Below are 16,532 nucleotides of genomic sequence, written 5' to 3' on the forward strand. Positions count from 1 at the left end.
TAGATCCACTCCGATCACCGTATCCATCAATTTGCCGTCCTCTTCGCTTCGGGGTTCAAACACTGCGTTCTTGGCACATTACGATGCCGTCTGGGGAGGGCGGCAACCATCCCATCTCATCTGGTGGTCGGTGATGTGAAGGCCAGGCAAGGCATCGATTCCCTCTTGTCGAGACGAATCAACAGCTTGCACCAGCCGCACCCAGCCGCCAGACCGGTCCGAAAAACGCGACGCCGATGGGAACGGTCCTCCGGTCGGGCTACGCCCTCCCTTCGGTCCGTCCCCATCCGCGCAGTCTCATCCTGATTGTCGCTAAGGTCTCACCTTGATCGCCGCCGCCCATGCAGGCGAGGAACCATGATCTTATATACCTACTCACGCGAGATTGAGCCGAACGAAGATCGCTGGAAAGACACAGGAATCCAGAGTTTCTTTTTTGCAGAGCTGGAAGAGGTGCGACAGATCGTTCTCGAACTCCGCGAGGAAATCGCCTCGGATGAGGACAAGCAGCCTTCATGGAGTCCAGTTCGCATCGAGCGGATTGAACTCCTCGCTCCGACAACGCAGAACGTCCTGACCCTGCTCAACGAGGGGATCGGACCGCTGATCCGGCGCTATGAAATCGTGGAAACCATTGCTTAAGTCGAGAGCTATCCGGCCAATTCACACCCGCGCAGTTGGCAGCCTCCCTTTTTTTGCAGTCGCGTTGCAACGACTGTTCGCCAGATCGGTGAAGTAAAACTCTAGTGTCCTGAGTCACAAGTTCGCAATCGTAGATTCGCATTAGATTCGCGTCGCTGTGCCAAAGATGGCGGCAAACAGCGACGGAGTCTCCGATGGCGGTCCAGCAACTTGCCCCCCTGATATTGAGCGATGACGAGCGCGCCGAACTGACGTCGCTGACGAAGCGGCGGAAGACGGCGCAGGCGCTGGCTTTGAGAGCCCGGATCGTGCTGACCTGCGCGGAAGGTGGTCAGAACAAGGACGTGGCGGCCAAGCTAGGCCTGGAGCGGGGCACAGTAGGCAAGTGGCGACGACGTTTTGTGGAGCAGCGCGTGGCCGGGCTGCATGATGAGCCGCGCTCCGGCGCGCCTCGCACGATTGACGACGCCCGCATCGAAGCCGTGATCGTGAGAACGTTGGAGAGTTGCCCTGAGAACGCCACTCATTGGAGCTCCCGGGACATGGCGAAGGCGAGCGGCCTATCCGTATCGACGGTACAACGCATCTGACGGGCCTTCGGCCTCCAGCCGCACCGGATGGAGACGTTCAAGCTCTCGACCGATCCGAACTTCGTGGCCAAGGTGCGCGATGTCGTAGGCCTTTACGTCTCGCCGCCGGCACACGCCATCGTTCTGTGTGTAGACGAAAAGTCGCAAATCCAGGCGTTGGACCGCAGTCAGCCGATGTTGCCAATGCGTCCCGGCCAGCCGGCCCGAAGGAGCCACGATTACAAAAGACACGGCACCACATCGCTGTTCGCCGCCCTCGACATTGCGACCGGACGGGTTATCGGCAAGTGCTACGGACGGCACCGTGCCGCCGAGTTCCGCAAGTTCTTGGACGAGATCGAGGCCGCTGTGCCCCGCCAACTCGACGTCCATCTCGTCATGGATAACTATGCCACCCACAAGACTCCGCTGATCCGGAAATGGCTGGCTAAACGGCCGCGCTGGCATGTGCACCTGACCCCGACCAGTTCGTCATGGCTCAATCAGGTCGAGCGCTTCTTCGCGCTTCTTACCGATAAGAAGATCAGGCGCGGCGTCTATCGCAGCGTAGCCGCCCTCAGGGCAGACATCGCCTCATTCATCGAACGACACAACGCCGATCCGAAACCGTTCCGATGGACCAAATCCGCCGACGACATCCTTGCTTCCATCGAGCGCTTCTGTCGTTACAGCGCCCCGGAAAAACAAGACCCGATGTTGCGAACTTCTGGTTCAAGACACTAGGATAAGACCTCCTTCAACGCTTCGGCCAACCTCGTCATCGTGTGGATGTCCGGCGACCGTCTTAGCAACCAGACATCACAGGCATGAAATAGCCCCGTTAGAGGCCGGACAACGCGGAAATTCTGACACGGAACCGCAGCGCGACGCCAACAGAGCCCCCTAAATTGATTCCTCCCATGATCGAGCGCTTTGTGGCGACCGACCGCGCCTTGCGATGTCCCCAGCGAAGTGACACTCATTCCGTCCCTCGAGCGGCCGAGAGATCCGGTTAGCGCTCGCGAAGCAGGTCGAGCAACCTGCGCAGCGATGAACTACCTTTTAAATCAACAGCTTAGAAGGCGTTGGGGCGCAGAGTCGCCATTTCTGATCAGTTATGCAGAGGCTCTCGGAATTTCCTGTTCTACCAAACGCAACAATCGGGTGTTGCGTATCCCCGCAACTAACGGTTCTTGCGAAAGGCAGACACTCAAAAGCTCGGCTTCGGAATGGACGCAGGGCTTCTGTTCGCGGCGAGCCGGCGCAACCCATCACCGTTCAATTTCCGATAAATGTCGGCTGCCGACTTGTGGTGAACGCCAGGGCGCTTTCAGCGCATCTTGCGTGCTTAAGAGGAAACCGATTGAACAACTGCTCTACTCGGGGCCGTTGGTAACGCGACGTCCCTGGTGCGAACGGCAAGTTCCTTTGACTTCGCGTGATCGACGAGCGAGCTTGAGAGGCTGGCGACGCCATGGGCACGACACGCCCCTCCTGTGGATCGTCAGCCCGAGCACAATCGAGCTTTACAACGGCTTTGGCCGGCCGCTTGCACAAGGCGATGCGGAAGCTAACCGACTCCACACGTTCAAGATCATCGCTAGCGAGCTAACCGCGCTGGACGAACTCGCCGGGCGCCTCGCAATGGAGAGCGGCCAATTCTGGCTTCGAAACGATTCCATCAATCGGAAGAATACCGTCGATCAAAGGCTTCTGTCCGATCTAAGCGCTCTCGAGCGGGACCTCGTCGCTGATGACCTAGAGCGAGGCATCGCTCAAGGTCTAATCGGCCGAGTAATATTTACCCAGTATCTCGTCGACCGCGGTATCGTAGATAAGCGCAAGCTCAAAAAACATTGCGGCGAAGACACGTTGCCTGACGCCTTACGCAATACGACGTCTTCGCACGCGTTATTTGCATGGCTTCGCGCCACGTTCAACGGAGACATGTTTCCAGCCTCCATGCCAATGAGCCGCTTGCGCCATAAGCACTTTGTTCGGTTGCGGACTTTCTCGAAGCCATTGACCCGGAGACTGGGCAGCATTCGCTATTTCCATACCGCTTCGATATCATCCCCGTTGAGCTGATTAGCTCGATCTACGAGCAGTTTGCTCACTCACACAACGACAGCTCACGCGGCCCCCGACACTAGCGCACGAAAGTTAGGTGTTCACTACACTAGACTTCCCGTCGCCTCCCTCTCGGCGGTGAGTGTCGCGGTCAGTTTGGCGGGCTCCAACGCGGCAATGAACGCCCGGGTGATGGCGTCATCGACCTGAACGCCGCCGATATTGAGGCAGTAAACGCCTCGGTTCTCGACCAGCACTTTGCCAGCACAGTGATAACCTGGCGAAGAATTGCGTCCGCGATAGTGGGTGTGCAGGCGGCGGCCGCAATGGCCGCAACTGACAAGACCTTGCAGGAGGGCGTTGCCCTCTCTCACGGCGCCGCCGCCCTTGTGCGGCTGGGGTCGCGTGTTCGCGGCGAGACGTTGCTGATTTGCTTCATAGGTCTGCCAGTCGATGAACCCTGGATGATGCTCGGGGATGAGAACCTGCCATTGGGAACGCGGCAAGAATCGAATCCGCCTCTTGCGGGCACCAGTGCTAAAGAGAATCGTCTCTTGACGCGTTTTGCCATAGATATAGGCGCCGACATAGACGGGATTGGTCAAGACCTGGTGGATGGCGGTGTAGCTTGCCTCGACCCAACGGATCTGGGCACGGGCGTGCAGCTGCAGCGGGAACGTGAGCCCCTCGGAACGAAACCAGAGCCAAACGCGACGCGCCGATCCCATCTCGGCAAAGCGTGCAAAAACACTGCGAATGGCGATGACGACAGCTTCGTCAGGATGGAAGCGGACCTCGCCATCAGCCTCGCCCCAGACGAAGCCGACCGGCAGCCCGCGGCGCAGTTCACCCCGCGCCGCCTTGTTGCGGATTCGCCGTTGAGGCGAGCCCGCAGCACGTGCAGTTCGGCTTCGCTCATCGTGCCTTTGAGCCTCAACAAGAGGCGATCGTTGAAGACGGCCGAATGATAGATGCCGTCGGCATCGCCGATCAGCGTGTCGGTAAATCCGGCCAGATCAATCAGGCGGTACCATTCGGCGTTATTGCGCGCGAGCCGCGAGACTTCGAGACCGAGCACCAGGCCCACGCGCGCGAGCGCCACTTCGGCGGTGAGGCGGGCAAAGCCCGAACGCGCCACCGAGCCCAAACCGGAGAGGCCAAGATCCTCGTCGATAACGATGATGCGTTCATCGGGCCAGCCGAGGTCACGCGCTTTGCCGGCAAGCGCATATTGCCGGTCGGTTGATTCGCGGTTGTGCTCGACCTGTGCGGCGCTGGATTGGCGCAGATAGACGAAAGCCTGTCGAGAGAGATGACTTGACGTAATCTTGACGCGCTCACTCATCGCTTGCCTCCATCGCCAGGTCGTCCGGGAGCAGGCGTGCAATGAGGCGCGCCAGAATCTCGATTGCCGCCATGCGGGCGGCTTCGTCGATTTGGTCCCACGCTGCTGGCGCGCTTGGTGGAACATCGGGCTGATCGAAAAACTCCAGGTTCAATTGCATGGCGACTCTCCTTGCACGGCGCCGACTCGGCACCCCCGATGCAAAGAGCGTCGACGAGCTTGCGCAAGTGGAGCAAATCACCGAGCCTGCCGAGATCGTGGACAGCGTCATCGGTCGGCGGCGTGCCTCCAAGCGGCTCAACCTTCCAATCGGTCCAACTCGCCGGAATCAACGACCGACTGCCATCTGGCAGAACTGTGAGGAGATAGCGGACGCCGCGCCGCCTAATGGTGCCGATCACGGCCAACGCCTGACCTTCGAATGCGTGACGCTTGCGCGTGATCGTCACCGAAGCTGGGATATCATGGCGATGGGTAGTGTGTGGCCGCTTCCTTCGACTCGGTCGACCACGAGTGGCTGTTGCGGATGCTGGCGCACAGGATCGCCGATCCTCGCATTCTACGGCTCATTGGGCTGTGGCTGCGGGCCGGTGTTCTGGAGAGCAGCGAGAAGCAAGAAACGGACAGGGGTACTCCGCAAGGGGCGGGCATCAGCCCGCTCCTCGCCAACGTCTTCCTGCACTACGTCCTCGATCTCTGGGCCCACCAATGGCGCCGTCGCCATGCACGCGGTCGCACCGTGCGCTATGCCCGACGACTTCGTCATGGGCTTCGAGAGTAAGGCGGATGCGCAGGAGATGCTCTTGGCCCTCAAGGTGCGGCTGGCCAGCTTTGGCCTGATGCTTCATGAGGGCAAGACGCGGCTGATCGAGTTTGGCCGGTTTGAGGCCCTCTCGCGTCAGCGGCGCGGCGAGCGGCGGCCCGAGACCTTCGCCTTCCTCGGCTTCACCCACTACTGCGGGCGGACCCGGGACGGCCGGTTCATGGTGAAGCACAAGACGGACGGGAAACGCCTGACGCGCAAGCTGACGGCGTTGCGCCAGGACGCCTGGCGGCTCATGCACGAGTCACTGGCCACGCAGCACCAGTGGTTCGCCGCTGTTCTGCGTGGACACTACGGCTACTACGGCAGGCCGCACAATTATCCAGCGCTCAACGGCTTCTACCGCGAAGTGCGTCGGACGTGGATGCGCTGTCTGAGACGGCGTAGCCAGAAAAGTCGGCGCATGGGCTGGTCGGAGTTCGAGACCCTGACGACACACTTCCGTCTGCCCGGTCCGGGCATCACTCGCACTTGGGCGCAGGCGCGGATATGACGCGGGTTACTCTCGGGAAGAGCCGGGTGCGGGAAAGCCGCCTGCCCGGATCTGTGAGGGCGAAAGCCAAATGGCTGAGCTACTCGACCACGATCCAAACAGGCCAAGTAAGATCTCGATCTAGAGCCTGTTGTTTCTCCCGAATCGACATCGTCAGAGGGGAATTGTCTGATTTAATCCTATGCTGAGGAGGAGCGAGCTTGGATGATGCAACTCTATTCGGAAGGTCCTCGCCCTAGCGGAGGCGAGGCCTGTTCGTTACGGCGCTCATCAACCGGTTCCGAGGCATGGCGCCGAAACTGTACTCGCTGACCAGCACCGCGCAGCAGCAGGTCCCTTCCATTTATAGGCTGGTGTCAGAGTATGGACAGCTTAGGGGTCTACGAGTGGGTTGGTCAGCGGCCCGACACAATGCAAGACATGTGAACCATAGGAGAGTGCTCATCATGTACGGTCGAATCAACAATTTTTCCGAGAACGAAACTTATTATCGGCAAGATGCGGAGCATTCGAATTGCGAAAGCCAAGACTTCGCGGACGCGTTCGCTAGAATGCAGTTGCAAGATTCGGCCGGCAGCTCATCTTCGCATCCGCAATATGCCCTCCTTGCAAGGCCACCCGTGGTTGAGATCGATCAAGCGACATTCAGGAGAGAGGCGCGGAACTATCATGGGGAAGCTATCAATCGAATCGCCAACAATCCTCACGAATACTCTGAGCTTGTATCTGAAAGAGCAAGGCGCACGGTAGAGGTTGCCGAGAAGTACGCCGTCAGAAGAGATTCCGAGGACGCCCGATACTACAGCTACCAGTTAGGAAATATGAGCGTCGGCCTGCAAAGGACTGAACGCGGATTCAGCATGACTGAGTTCGAAAGCGGTAGGTGGCGAGACCAGTTCCCCGGAAGAAGTGAAGTCACCTCAGTTGTCGACTTTCAGGTGGCTCATCCGCTTGTCACGAATGCTGGCGATATTCTGCTCGAGCACCAACTTCGGCAAGACGGCGAACGACCGTTGGTGAATTGGCGTCCTGCTAATCCAGAAGCGAAAGCCCGCGCGCAAGCAATGGGGTTCGTTGAAGTGGATGAGGACGACATGGTGCTCGATCCCACCCAGTCCGGAAAGTGGGAGCTAAACAGCGATGGTGAATGGCAACGTGCAACTAGTTCTCGGCGCTATCTCTCCAAAGCGGACAGTGATACTGAAGCTGCAGCAGATTCCGACGAGGACGGTGACTTTATGTAGCGCGGATCTGCAAGCGTTCGTGTCGCGGCGGGCGGTGGAGCAACGTAAGTCGACATTGTCGGCTTACGTTGAGTCCTCGGCGGGTCGAAGCCGACCGCTTTGACCGGATGAGATCCCTGGTAACAACCGCACCGTGGTCTATGAGAGTTGCGCGGCGATGATAGCTCAACAAAAGCCCCGGCTTCGAGCCGGGGCTTTCCATTTGCATCCGGAGAGGAGGAATCATTCGCGGATTGACGCCATGGGGGCCACGCGTCATCGTGCCGGTTTCCAGCCCAGTCGCGGTGTGCGCCAATGTCCACCATCAGAACGGTCCAAAGTGATTTCCGTTTGAGGAGCGAATCTGATGGTGTGTCTTCGGCCGTTTCGATCGAAGACGCCAAATCTGGAGAGATGTCGAGCCACCTCGTGCTGAGCATACCATCAAGTTGTTCGTCGGCGGCCGGTGCGACAAGCAATGCGAATTGCTTGCGTCGTGCGTAATGTTTCTTCGGCGTTGCTGTAGAGAAAAACCAGCAAATGCTCTCTCCATCGCATACACTAGGTCGCTGGAAGACAGACATGAGTGTCAGAACCAGCACACGCAATCCCAAGCCTCGGGGATAAGAGAGCATCTGCACATTGACTCGCGACTAACCCGTTAGCCGAAAAAGGACCCCAGCGGATGCAGGCTGAGCCGTGCTCAACCTACCAAACCCTGCAGGAAATGTATCGTTAGCGAGCAACGGCGCTAGCGAGATTGCGCCCCCTGATGGGCGGCTAAAACTGCTGTAGGCTCGCGCTTCCTGTTTTGGCCTTCTCATTAAGTACGAGCGACAGCTTTAAGTTGTTGCGCAGCATCGGATTATCGAGGGTCGTTGCGAGAGCTTGCCGATATAGCGCTTGTGCTTCACGGTGACGTCCTTCACTGTCAAGCACAACTCCCTTCGCAATTCAGGGCGCGCAGGTCTGCAGGGACCGCGAGCAAGACCTTGTCGAGGACATCAAGCGCCTCATCCGGGCGCTTGCGCACCAGCAGGGCACGCGCCAGAGGAATCGCCGCATTGACCTTGCCCGGTTGTTGTTTCAACGTTTCGCGAAAAGTCTCCTCGTCAGCGTCCGCTTGGAGAGCGTAGGCAATGCGGTCGCGCATAGCAGGATCGATATCCTTGTCGCCTAGCGTTCTGGAGCGGTCTCTTGCTGCGATGAAGGACTGGGCTTAGGCGAGCTCGCGCAGCCTCCGAGTAGCAGAATGGCAAGCGGAGCGAGGATGGCTGAGTATAACTTCGGATCAAGTGAGAACAACCGCCGCCAGACATTCATTTTACATAAATTCAACTGCTATCTCACGACCACTGCTGTGCCTTTGTTAGCTGGTTGCGGCGATCGGGTCACGACGCTCTCCTGGGGAAGTCTTATGTTGTGAAGCCTCTAGCTTGACGGATCCAATCGGCTGAACCGTAAAATCCGCAGCGAGATCCTGATACGAAAGAACAGGAAGGTCGATCCCGTTGCGGGTGAGAAAACCCCGGACGAAACGCCGGATATCCATCGAACCCAGAATGACGGGTTGGCTCTGACCGCGTGCGATGCTCGAATGGATCTTGCGAAACTGCGAAAGCAGCATCTCGCTATCGCAATCGTCCAAAACGAGATAAGGACCCACGGCGGTGTCGCGCACCGCACCGCGCACGATATCCTCGGTGTGGCGCTCTACGATAAAGGCTGCCACGACACGGTGGGCGTTGGCATAGCGATGACAGATCTGCCGTTTCAGACCGGAGCGAACATATTCGGTAAGCAACACAACATTTTGTTCGCGCTCACTCCATTCTGCCAACACCTCCAGGACCAAGCGAGTGTTGCGAATTGGGATGCCCTCGTCCAGTAAGCGGCGCAGGACATCGGCGATCCGGGGAACCGGCATCGTGCGCAGCACCTCCTTCACCAGATCGGCATATTCCTGCTCCATTCGGCCCAGCAATTGTCGGGTCTCCTGAATGCCCACCAGGCGCTGTGCATAGCGCATCAATGTCGACTGGACGCGCAAGGCGACGACTTCGCTCGGACGGTGATACCCTATCCCGGCTGCTTTGAGAGCCGGCGCATGAAGTTGTTCGATCCAAATCCGATTTGTCTCTACGTCTTGCCGAAAGGGGATACCGCTCAATTCAATATTCGCTACGTCGTCGTTGAGCATGAGTTGCGTCGGATCCACAAAATCTCGCCCAACGGGCACTCCCTCAACGTCTACCCTGAATTGCGATTCAGGTAAAAGCTGGTCTATCTTGGTTGGTATGCGCGGAATTGTGATACCAAGATCAGATGAGACCAGTGTCGATATTCGCACGATTGCCTGCTCGAGTTCCTCTTTGTCGATTGCACCTGCAAGGTTTGGTGCGAGGAACAGCGCGATTGGAAGGGCCTCTGCAGGCAAGGTCTGTTTCTGACCCTGCGATGGAGCTTGAGGCGTACCGGCGCTACTGACCTCCGTCTTGGCGGCGTTCTTGGCGCGCTGCACGCCAACATTGACAAAGCTCGCCGCGCCGAAGAGTACGGCCAGCATGATGAACGGAGGCAAAGGGAAACCCGGTACGAGCCCCATCACAATCAGGACGCCGGCGGCCAACCGCAGCGCTTGCGTGCTGGCCGTCAGTTGGCTGACAATATCGCCACCCAGATTGAGCTGCAAAGGACCATTGACACGAGTGACAATGGTTGCAGCCGTAATTGACAGCAGCAGAGCCGGGATCTGCGAAATTAGCGCATCACCTATGGTGAGGATCGTATATTGATGCAGCGTCTCCTCCAGGGGCATGCCCTTGGAGAGCAAGCCGATTGTGATGCCGCCCAGCATGTTAATGCAGATAACTATGAGCCCGGCGATGGCGTCGCCCTTCACAAATTTCATAGCGCCATCCATAGCGCCGTGAAGTTGGCTCTCTTGCTCCAGCGCCGCTCGCCGACGGCGAGATTCGTTCTGATCGATGTGCCCGTTGCGCAGTTCCGCGTCGATTGCCATCTGCTTGCCCGGAAGCGCGTCGAGCGTGAAACGCGCCGACACTTCTGCGACCCGTTCTGCGCCTTTGGCGAGAACCATGAATTGCACCATGGTCACAATGAGGAATATGACGATGCCAACAGCGATATTGCCGGATATAACGAAATCGCCGAATGTATGTATGATGCTGCCGGCATCCCCCTCCGCAAGAATCAACCGCGTCGTCGCGACGGTAAGCGCTAGGCGAAAGACGGTCGAGATCAGGATGACGCCTGGCAAGGACGAAAAGTCAAGCGGCGTCTTGAGATACAGGGCCACCATCAGCAGCAGTATGGCAAAGCCGAGGTTGAAGCCGATCAGCATGTCGATCAATACGATCGGGATCGGCATGATCATCATTCCGATCGCCAGAAGAAGCATCAACGCGACCATCAAATCTGGGTTAGCTGGTGCGCGCACGATGAGACTATGCAGGGTATTGGCCATGAGAAGCCTGTTATTGTTTGATTGGAGCAGCGCTCCGCAATGAAACATAGCTCTTGAAGAGTGCGCGTGCCTCGGCCATGCGGCCGGCCTGACGAAGCGCATGACTGCGCAAGACCATCAAAGGCAGGCGCGAAGACGGGTCGTCGTCAAGCTTGTCTAACCTGTCCAGTGCCGCCAATGCGTCGTCACCGTGGCCCTCCGAGATCAGAGCGTAGACCAGAATGCGGAGCAGCTCGACGTCGTAAGAATGTTCGTGAGCTACGATTTGCAACAGAGCCAGGCTCTGTGCGCTCTGACCGCAGGCAAGATGGACATACGAAAGCGCGCAGAGCAAATCACGCTCCCTTCTTGTGATGTGCAAAACCTCACCGGCACGTGATAAGTGTGGCGGCGGAGCAGGTGTGAGGTGTTGCTCTCCGTCAGGCGCGGCCATTGCTAGCCTTTGATTAAACCGTTGTCATTCTGCCGGAGCAGAATTAACCGTCGCAGCTCCAACTGCACAATCGCGAGGTCTTCACGAGACACCGAACTCTCTGGCGCGGCCGAGAGCGTATCGGCCAAACGCTCGAGAAGAATGCCCTGCTTCTCTGGGCGCAAAACATGCGAATGAAATAGGCGCGGCGTGACAAAGGAGAGCAGGTTGTCCGCGAGACTGGGACCATTAAGCCAAGCAAGTTCTGAGCCTGGCTTGATCTCACCAATCTCGCCGCGCGCCTCGTTGACATTGACGCGCGAAACGGGATCAATAGAGGTAAGGTCCAGTGCGGTTACGATCGCGGAGACAACAGGCAGATCTTGCGGGGGATCATCCTGGAAAATCGCGAAGCTCTTGCCACCATTTGCATGAGTTCTCTCGATTGCGGATTCCGTGGCTCTAGCAGTCGCCGGCGTAATAGCAGGTGGGTTGTCGTCGACCTTGAGCTCCTCAAAAGAGGCGCCGGGCTCAAGCGAATGCTCAGACAGCCTAGTCATGAGTCTTTCCTCCTTATTCGCGGGCTGAAACTCTAATAGGGGAGGGCAACAAGCCGGCCGTTCCTGCTCAGCAGCAGACGTCGTTCCTCAATCCCATTGACGGTCCATCCGTTATTCAACAGCGCGCCCACGAAATACTTTTGACCAGCGATGACCAGATATGGCTCACTTCCTCGCCAAACGGCTTCGACGGAAATCGAGGACGGCGTCTTCTCCTCCCTGATGGCGACTGCATTGACGAGAACATATGCGTCCTTTCGATCGCGATCGAACCATTCTTGAACTTCCCGCCACTTTGGGAGAGAAGCGCGCGTTACGGTACCGTCAGCAGCGACAACACCCGGCTCAGATCGGACTTTGATATCAAAAAGGCCCGCTCGATCAACTTCCTCTTGCAGCCGTGTGGCAGCTGCTTCGGCGGTCGGAGCATCAGGAGCGTTGGGCGCCAGCTTAGGTGCAACGTCGACGTTACGGTGCAAGTCGGCGTTCACGTCAACAGCGCTGTCCGTCTCGACGAAACTCGTTGAGACGGCGCCGACCGCGACGGAACTGATCAGGACAGAGGCGAGTACCGCGGTCGATCCGAGCCAGCGGCTGATGGAGCCAGCTTGTTTGGAATCCTCTATGGAACAACGGATGGACATCTCGCCCGCATGGATGACGGCGGGAAGAGAAACAGCAACGCGCTCGTTCGGGAGAAGTGCCCGTTGTCCCTCTATCCTTACTTGCGGCGCAAGAGGCTCGATTTCAATCGAATTGTGATGGGGGGTGATACGAAAGTGATGACGTTCGAGCCCTTGTTCGATGAAAACCAAGTCAGCATCCAGGTCGCTACCAATCAGGCTCGATCCAAAGCCCAATTTGCCGGTCAGCCCGGAGTAAAGCCCCGACAGCACCTCGAAATGCAGGGAGTGTGGTTCATTCACGGTCGACGGTCTCCTGAACAGCGAGAGAGCCGTACGGCTCGTTGCGAGCTTTGCAGCTTACGCAGGCGAAGAAAGGTGGAACGACGACGTCGTCCCACCTCCTCCGTTACTGCACCCGCTCGTCGGCGACCTTCTTGATCGTCGTGAGCTCTGTTGAAACGATGCGAAGTTGCACATCCCTCTCAGTCGCTTTGGTGGTTTCAGCAGTCAGAGCGGCGATTTGGGCGTGCCAAGCGGCGTCTCCGGTGACTTCAGCAGCTGCAGCACCAACTGCGGCCGTAGCGGTGCCAGCGGCCCCCCCTGCGACCGAGGCAGTAGTCGCACCAATTTTAGAAGGCATATTGTTCTCCTGTGTGTTCGGGTGTCGCCGCTCCTGGCGGCTCCTATTTCCCGACGCCGCAACATCCGGCGTCAGGAATCCTCCTCGCTAATGGCCTCATGGAAACGAGCCATTGCATTACTTGCCATTTGGACAGCCGCGGCTCCGAGAGCGGCGTTGAATGCTTGGCGCAACGCGGCCTCTTGCGAGCTACTGTCCGGAGTTGACGTGCCATTTCCAGCGCTGCTTGTACCAGGCGATTGACCATGATTGTCATTGTCGTCGGGTGTGCGGGAGCCGTTCTTGTCACCACGAGCAGCATGGAAGTCAGGAGCAACGCGCGCAGTGGCGCTTGAACTCGGAATGCGCATTAAAGGCGTCTCCTATGTCAAGGTGGTCATGCCGTCGTGGCTTTCCTCACTGTGCGAGCATTAGCTTTCGACAAGCTGACGGATCTCAGAAATTCAACCGGTTTTGGCGGATTAACGAATTCGACGTGATTGGTGCATCGGCCACGTGTGGAGATCAGACAGTTGGCACCAAGAAAGACGATCATGTTATGAAGCCGGTTGATCGGGCGGTCTCGTTGATCATCAGGCTTTGAGGCCGAGATGCTATAACGTCCCGCTCGCCGTCGCCGGCGGCATCTCCATCAGGTAAGGCATTAAGACATTTCTCCCTGCCAAGCGCAGGCGGCGATGTGCCTAGATCGGATCAAACACGACCTGGAATGTTAAGCGTGCTGAAGCGATTAGAGCGTCAAGGCAAATCCGCCAAGTCTGCTAAGCCCTCAGCGTCATCGAGCACTTTCCCGCTGAGCGGGCAAAGGGCAAGCCTCGAGCGGTCGCCCTTGGTCTCATTCGTTCTGCCCTATTGCGCATCTCAGTGCGGCGTGTGCCTTCTCGTCGACATCATCTCGTTCTGTCCCGGTGTTAAGAAAGTCGACAAGTTCAGCGTCGGCTGTTGGAACCGGACGGCCGCCTATCGAACTGTTGCGACGACGTGCCGCATTTGGGGCTGCTCTCGAAGCACCGGTCGAGTCCAGCCAAACATAAAGCGGGCCATGGTGAAAACCGGCGAAGCAAAGTCGTCGGATGTGGGTAAGGAGCTCGAACATGCTGGCAAAGCTTGCGAGCCCCTACCGGTTTGGAGTGGAGACCCAACCGCACGAGGGCTGCGCAAGCTCGTCTAGCCACGCAGTTGTGAGCCGAGAGCCCCAAGTCACTCTGACTAGCTGTAAACGCCTGCAGCTTGCATGTCCGCGGACTCAATCCGCTCCTTTAGGGAGTTCAAATAGTCCTCCGCGTAAGATTGTGCCATCGAGACCGGAAGGTTGACGCCGGCCGTCGCGGCTTCTTGAATTGCCTGCTTCGTCAAGCCTTCGCGCATGGCTAGTTTGACCTCCGGGCCGCCGATACAACCCACCGCCTGTGCCGCAAGATTGAGTCCCGCTTCTTCCAGCGCCTGCTTTATGTTGCCGCCTGTGATGGCTGTGTGCAGAAGATTTGCTGCTTGCGCCTCGCTCTCGAGTATCATTGACGCGAGATCGGTCAATTCCCCCAAACCTGGAATGAAGCCGAGTACACCAACTGCCGTCGCAGCCCAGTCAAGCACGTTGGAGCCCACCTTGAGCACTTCATCAAAGGCGTGCATGAAGGCACCTCCGTTTTTCTTGGGTGACTTGACGTCCGGCTGGTCCGCCACGCCCGTCATCATGTCCTTGACGGCCGCCTGGTCGGCAGCCGGCTGAACAGCGTGCTGCTTCAATTGGTGAGCGGTGCGGTTCGCGCCGGACATGTTGCTGAAGAAATGGGTGAAATCGTTACTGCTGATGTTGCCGGAATCGACCGTATGGCCGCCGCCGAAGTCGAAGAACTTGTGGTGGGTCTTGTAGCCTGTGATCGAGTTGTTCAGCAATCCGAACAAGAGAGGATCCGACAACAGCTGGGAGGCCGCCTTTCGCACGTCCGGGGCGAGACTCTTGTCATCGACCATACTAGTGAGCGTCTCCCGGGTCAGGTCACCCTTCCCGAAAAAAGCCGCTTGGTTCTTATTGATCGTACCTAGCGTATCCAACTCGGCATGCGTGAGGTTCATCGATGACGAAGCCATCTGCAAGAAGTCCTCTTTGTGGACCTTATCTACCGAGCCGCCATACAACTGTTTCCATTCCTCTGGATGATTGAGGAAGTATCTCGCGGCTGCGAGAACCTGAGGTGGGCATTTACCCGTTTTAGCCTCGCCATCAACGATCTGCCTGAAATCCGCGAGGCTCAGGTTCTTGGGCAAATTATCAGAATAGCGATAGAGCTCACGCAGTGCGTCGGTCTGGGTCATAACGCAGGGCTGGCCGTTTCCGGTGCCGTCCGACGGAACGTAGTTATGCTCGTAGCGCCGCGCCTGCTGCTCCTGGAATGCAGCCACTTGTGAGTGATGATCGGAGAAGCCGGAGAGATCTCCTGCCTTGATTGTCCCCCCGCAGCGGCCATCGCCTTGTGAGCCTATCGCATAGAAGAGCTCCGGATCCTGCTGCAATGCTTCGATCGCCGTCTTCAGATCCGGCGGTGTGGAGGGGTCCGTCGCCAAATCTACGAGCGACTTCCAATCTAGGGGGCATTTATCTTTATGACGGTTCAGCACCGACACAATCTGCAACTCGGTGTCAGTCAGAGTGCCACTGTTCCATGTAATCCGTGAGCTGGGTACTGGCGCCGCTGCAATCGCAGTGGAGGCCGCAGCAGAGGTTGACTGCGGGGGCTGGCTATACGCTTCTGCGTCCAATGCAGCCCTAACGTCGGGTGGCACGATATTCCCCGTCAGCTGTATGAGCTCCTCCGTCAGGTTCTTAGTCGACTCCGAGGCCGAATCCTGTGGTGCGGAATGATCGCCGGTCGTGTCATTTAAGGCGTAGCTCGCAAGCACCGCCTCGAAACTTGACAGCTCTTGCGCCGGAGTGAGCCCGGGGGCAAGCCCGGACAAAGCCACGTTCGAGTTGGCGGCGAGGGATAGGTTGTTGACTGACATTATACATCCTGTGCTGTGAGATTGCGCCACCGTCCTGTCACACCGTGCAGCCCGAGTTCGCGACGAACACCAAGTGTTGATGGGCAGATCCAACAACTCCTGGCGGCTGCTCCCGGCGGCTGAGTGAGCGTCCAGTGCTCAGGTCCCGATCAACAGGCTCATTGCCTGCTAGATATTCACCCCCTTTTATAGTAGCGGGAGTTAGCTTTCGAGAAGCTGACGGCGCTCAGCGGAATGCGCGAACGGACATGAATGCGGTGTTGCGCAATACCCGCATCCCCCCAAAAGTGTCTGCCACTCCGTCGCGTCCTCACGCGGCAGATGGCAAAAATGGGAACTCGGGCCTGCAATCCGCGGAAGATCGGCGCGGGTTCGTGCAACAAAATTAAATGATACTGCCGCGTCGTCTGGCGATGGCGAGTGGGCGCGCTTACGGCCCGTTACGAGAGGGTTAGCGTCTGCTCCGTCAGCGCCATGAAGCATTATGGGATCAGTCACCGTTTGCCGGCAAATGTACTCAAACGGTTGAGATCGTCGATCGTTGAGTGGAGCTAAAGCCGTAGCCAGCGCAAGAATGATGCTGCCCACCTTTCCAGTTGAAGGCATCACCGTCTAGGTCTCGGGCTCTCATGCCGACAG

At 58.0% G+C, this 16,532-nt stretch carries 16 protein-coding genes and 2 pseudogenes; 7 read left to right on the plus strand and 11 right to left on the minus strand.

Annotation, left to right across the window (positions count from 1 at the left end; genetic code table 11):
* Window positions 1-357: 357 nt before the first annotated feature.
* The 4 genes and pseudogenes from RPS27_RS03460 (at window position 358) to RPS27_RS03475 (ending at window position 3,299) form a co-directional block, all read left to right on the plus strand.
* Window positions 358-642: a hypothetical protein gene (locus RPS27_RS03460; protein ID WP_128929728.1), complete on the plus strand. Its 285-nt coding sequence runs from the start codon at window positions 358-360 to the stop codon at window positions 640-642.
* Between the two features lie 194 nt (window positions 643-836).
* A pseudogene (locus RPS27_RS03465) lies at window positions 837-1,955 on the plus strand (IS630 family transposase).
* A 122-nt stretch (window positions 1,956-2,077) separates the two neighbouring features.
* Window positions 2,078-2,227, plus strand: a complete 150-nt coding sequence (locus RPS27_RS03470; protein ID WP_232995654.1) for a DUF2274 domain-containing protein — start codon at window positions 2,078-2,080, stop codon at window positions 2,225-2,227.
* Window positions 2,228-2,666: 439 nt separating this feature from the next.
* Window positions 2,667-3,299 (plus strand): hypothetical protein, encoded by a 633-nt coding sequence (locus tag RPS27_RS03475; RefSeq protein ID WP_128929727.1) that lies wholly within the window; start codon window positions 2,667-2,669, stop codon window positions 3,297-3,299.
* Window positions 3,300-3,385: 86 nt separating this feature from the next.
* On the opposite strand, the gene RPS27_RS03480 is transcribed toward RPS27_RS03475, so the two are convergent.
* From RPS27_RS03480 to RPS27_RS03495, 4 genes and pseudogenes are all read right to left on the minus strand, one after another.
* Window positions 3,386-3,655 (minus strand): zinc ribbon domain-containing protein, encoded by a 270-nt coding sequence (locus RPS27_RS03480; protein WP_232995653.1) that lies wholly within the window; start codon window positions 3,653-3,655, stop codon window positions 3,386-3,388.
* A gap of 96 nt (window positions 3,656-3,751) precedes the next feature.
* Window positions 3,752-3,982: pseudogene (locus tag RPS27_RS03485) on the minus strand (recombinase family protein); the annotation flags it as partial.
* Entirely contained in the window at window positions 3,883-4,626 is a 744-nt protein-coding gene (locus RPS27_RS03490; RefSeq protein ID WP_232995596.1) for a recombinase family protein, read from the minus strand. The pseudogene RPS27_RS03485 and the gene RPS27_RS03490, both read right to left, overlap by 100 nt.
* Window positions 4,619-4,786, minus strand: coding sequence for a DUF2309 domain-containing protein (locus RPS27_RS03495; protein ID WP_164933827.1), 168 nt, complete (start codon window positions 4,784-4,786; stop codon window positions 4,619-4,621). Before RPS27_RS03495 ends, RPS27_RS03490 begins: the two co-directional genes overlap by 8 nt.
* Window positions 4,787-5,152: 366 nt before the next feature.
* Here RPS27_RS03495 and RPS27_RS03500 point away from each other — a divergent pair, with 366 nt between their 5' ends.
* The 3 genes from RPS27_RS03500 to RPS27_RS03510 all read left to right on the plus strand — a co-directional run bounded on the left by RPS27_RS03500 (window position 5,153) and on the right by RPS27_RS03510 (window position 7,186).
* Window positions 5,153-5,407: a hypothetical protein gene (locus RPS27_RS03500; protein WP_232995652.1), complete on the plus strand. Its 255-nt coding sequence runs from the start codon at window positions 5,153-5,155 to the stop codon at window positions 5,405-5,407.
* Window positions 5,373-5,942 (plus strand): maturase, encoded by a 570-nt coding sequence (locus RPS27_RS03505; protein ID WP_232995595.1) that lies wholly within the window; start codon window positions 5,373-5,375, stop codon window positions 5,940-5,942. The genes RPS27_RS03500 and RPS27_RS03505 overlap by 35 nt, the downstream gene beginning before the upstream one ends.
* A 446-nt stretch (window positions 5,943-6,388) precedes the next feature.
* Entirely contained in the window at window positions 6,389-7,186 is a 798-nt protein-coding gene (locus RPS27_RS03510; protein WP_276575808.1) for an effector protein NopP, read from the plus strand.
* Window positions 7,187-8,096: 910 nt separating this feature from the next.
* Here RPS27_RS03510 and RPS27_RS03515 read toward each other — a convergent pair.
* The 7 genes from RPS27_RS03515 to RPS27_RS03545 form a co-directional block, all read right to left on the minus strand.
* A complete protein-coding gene (locus RPS27_RS03515) occupies window positions 8,097-8,318 on the minus strand; it encodes a tetratricopeptide repeat protein (protein WP_232995594.1) in 222 nt (73 codons plus the stop codon).
* A 216-nt stretch (window positions 8,319-8,534) separates the two neighbouring features.
* Window positions 8,535-10,652: a type III secretion system export apparatus subunit SctV gene (gene sctV, locus RPS27_RS03520; RefSeq protein WP_128929726.1), complete on the minus strand. Its 2,118-nt coding sequence runs from the start codon at window positions 10,650-10,652 to the stop codon at window positions 8,535-8,537.
* A 10-nt stretch (window positions 10,653-10,662) separates the two neighbouring features.
* Window positions 10,663-11,085, minus strand: coding sequence for a histidine kinase (locus RPS27_RS03525; RefSeq protein ID WP_128929725.1), 423 nt, complete (start codon window positions 11,083-11,085; stop codon window positions 10,663-10,665).
* 2 nt (window positions 11,086-11,087) lie between these two features.
* Entirely contained in the window at window positions 11,088-11,624 is a 537-nt protein-coding gene (locus tag RPS27_RS03530; protein ID WP_128929724.1) for a hypothetical protein, read from the minus strand.
* 32 nt (window positions 11,625-11,656) lie between these two features.
* On the minus strand, window positions 11,657-12,550 hold the full coding sequence (locus RPS27_RS03535) for a hypothetical protein (RefSeq protein WP_128955094.1): 894 nt from the start codon (window positions 12,548-12,550) through the stop codon (window positions 11,657-11,659).
* A 106-nt stretch (window positions 12,551-12,656) separates the two neighbouring features.
* Complete coding sequence (locus RPS27_RS03540) at window positions 12,657-12,890, minus strand: hypothetical protein (RefSeq protein WP_128929722.1); 234 nt, start codon at window positions 12,888-12,890, stop codon at window positions 12,657-12,659.
* 1,209 nt (window positions 12,891-14,099) lie between these two features.
* Window positions 14,100-15,893 (minus strand): HrpF/NolX family T3SS translocon protein, encoded by a 1,794-nt coding sequence (locus RPS27_RS03545; RefSeq protein ID WP_128929721.1) that lies wholly within the window; start codon window positions 15,891-15,893, stop codon window positions 14,100-14,102.
* Window positions 15,894-16,532: the final 639 nt, after the last annotated feature.

The sequence above is a fragment of the Bradyrhizobium sp. WYCCWR 12699 genome, assembly GCF_032144035.1.
Taxonomy (GTDB): domain Bacteria; phylum Pseudomonadota; class Alphaproteobacteria; order Rhizobiales; family Xanthobacteraceae; genus Bradyrhizobium.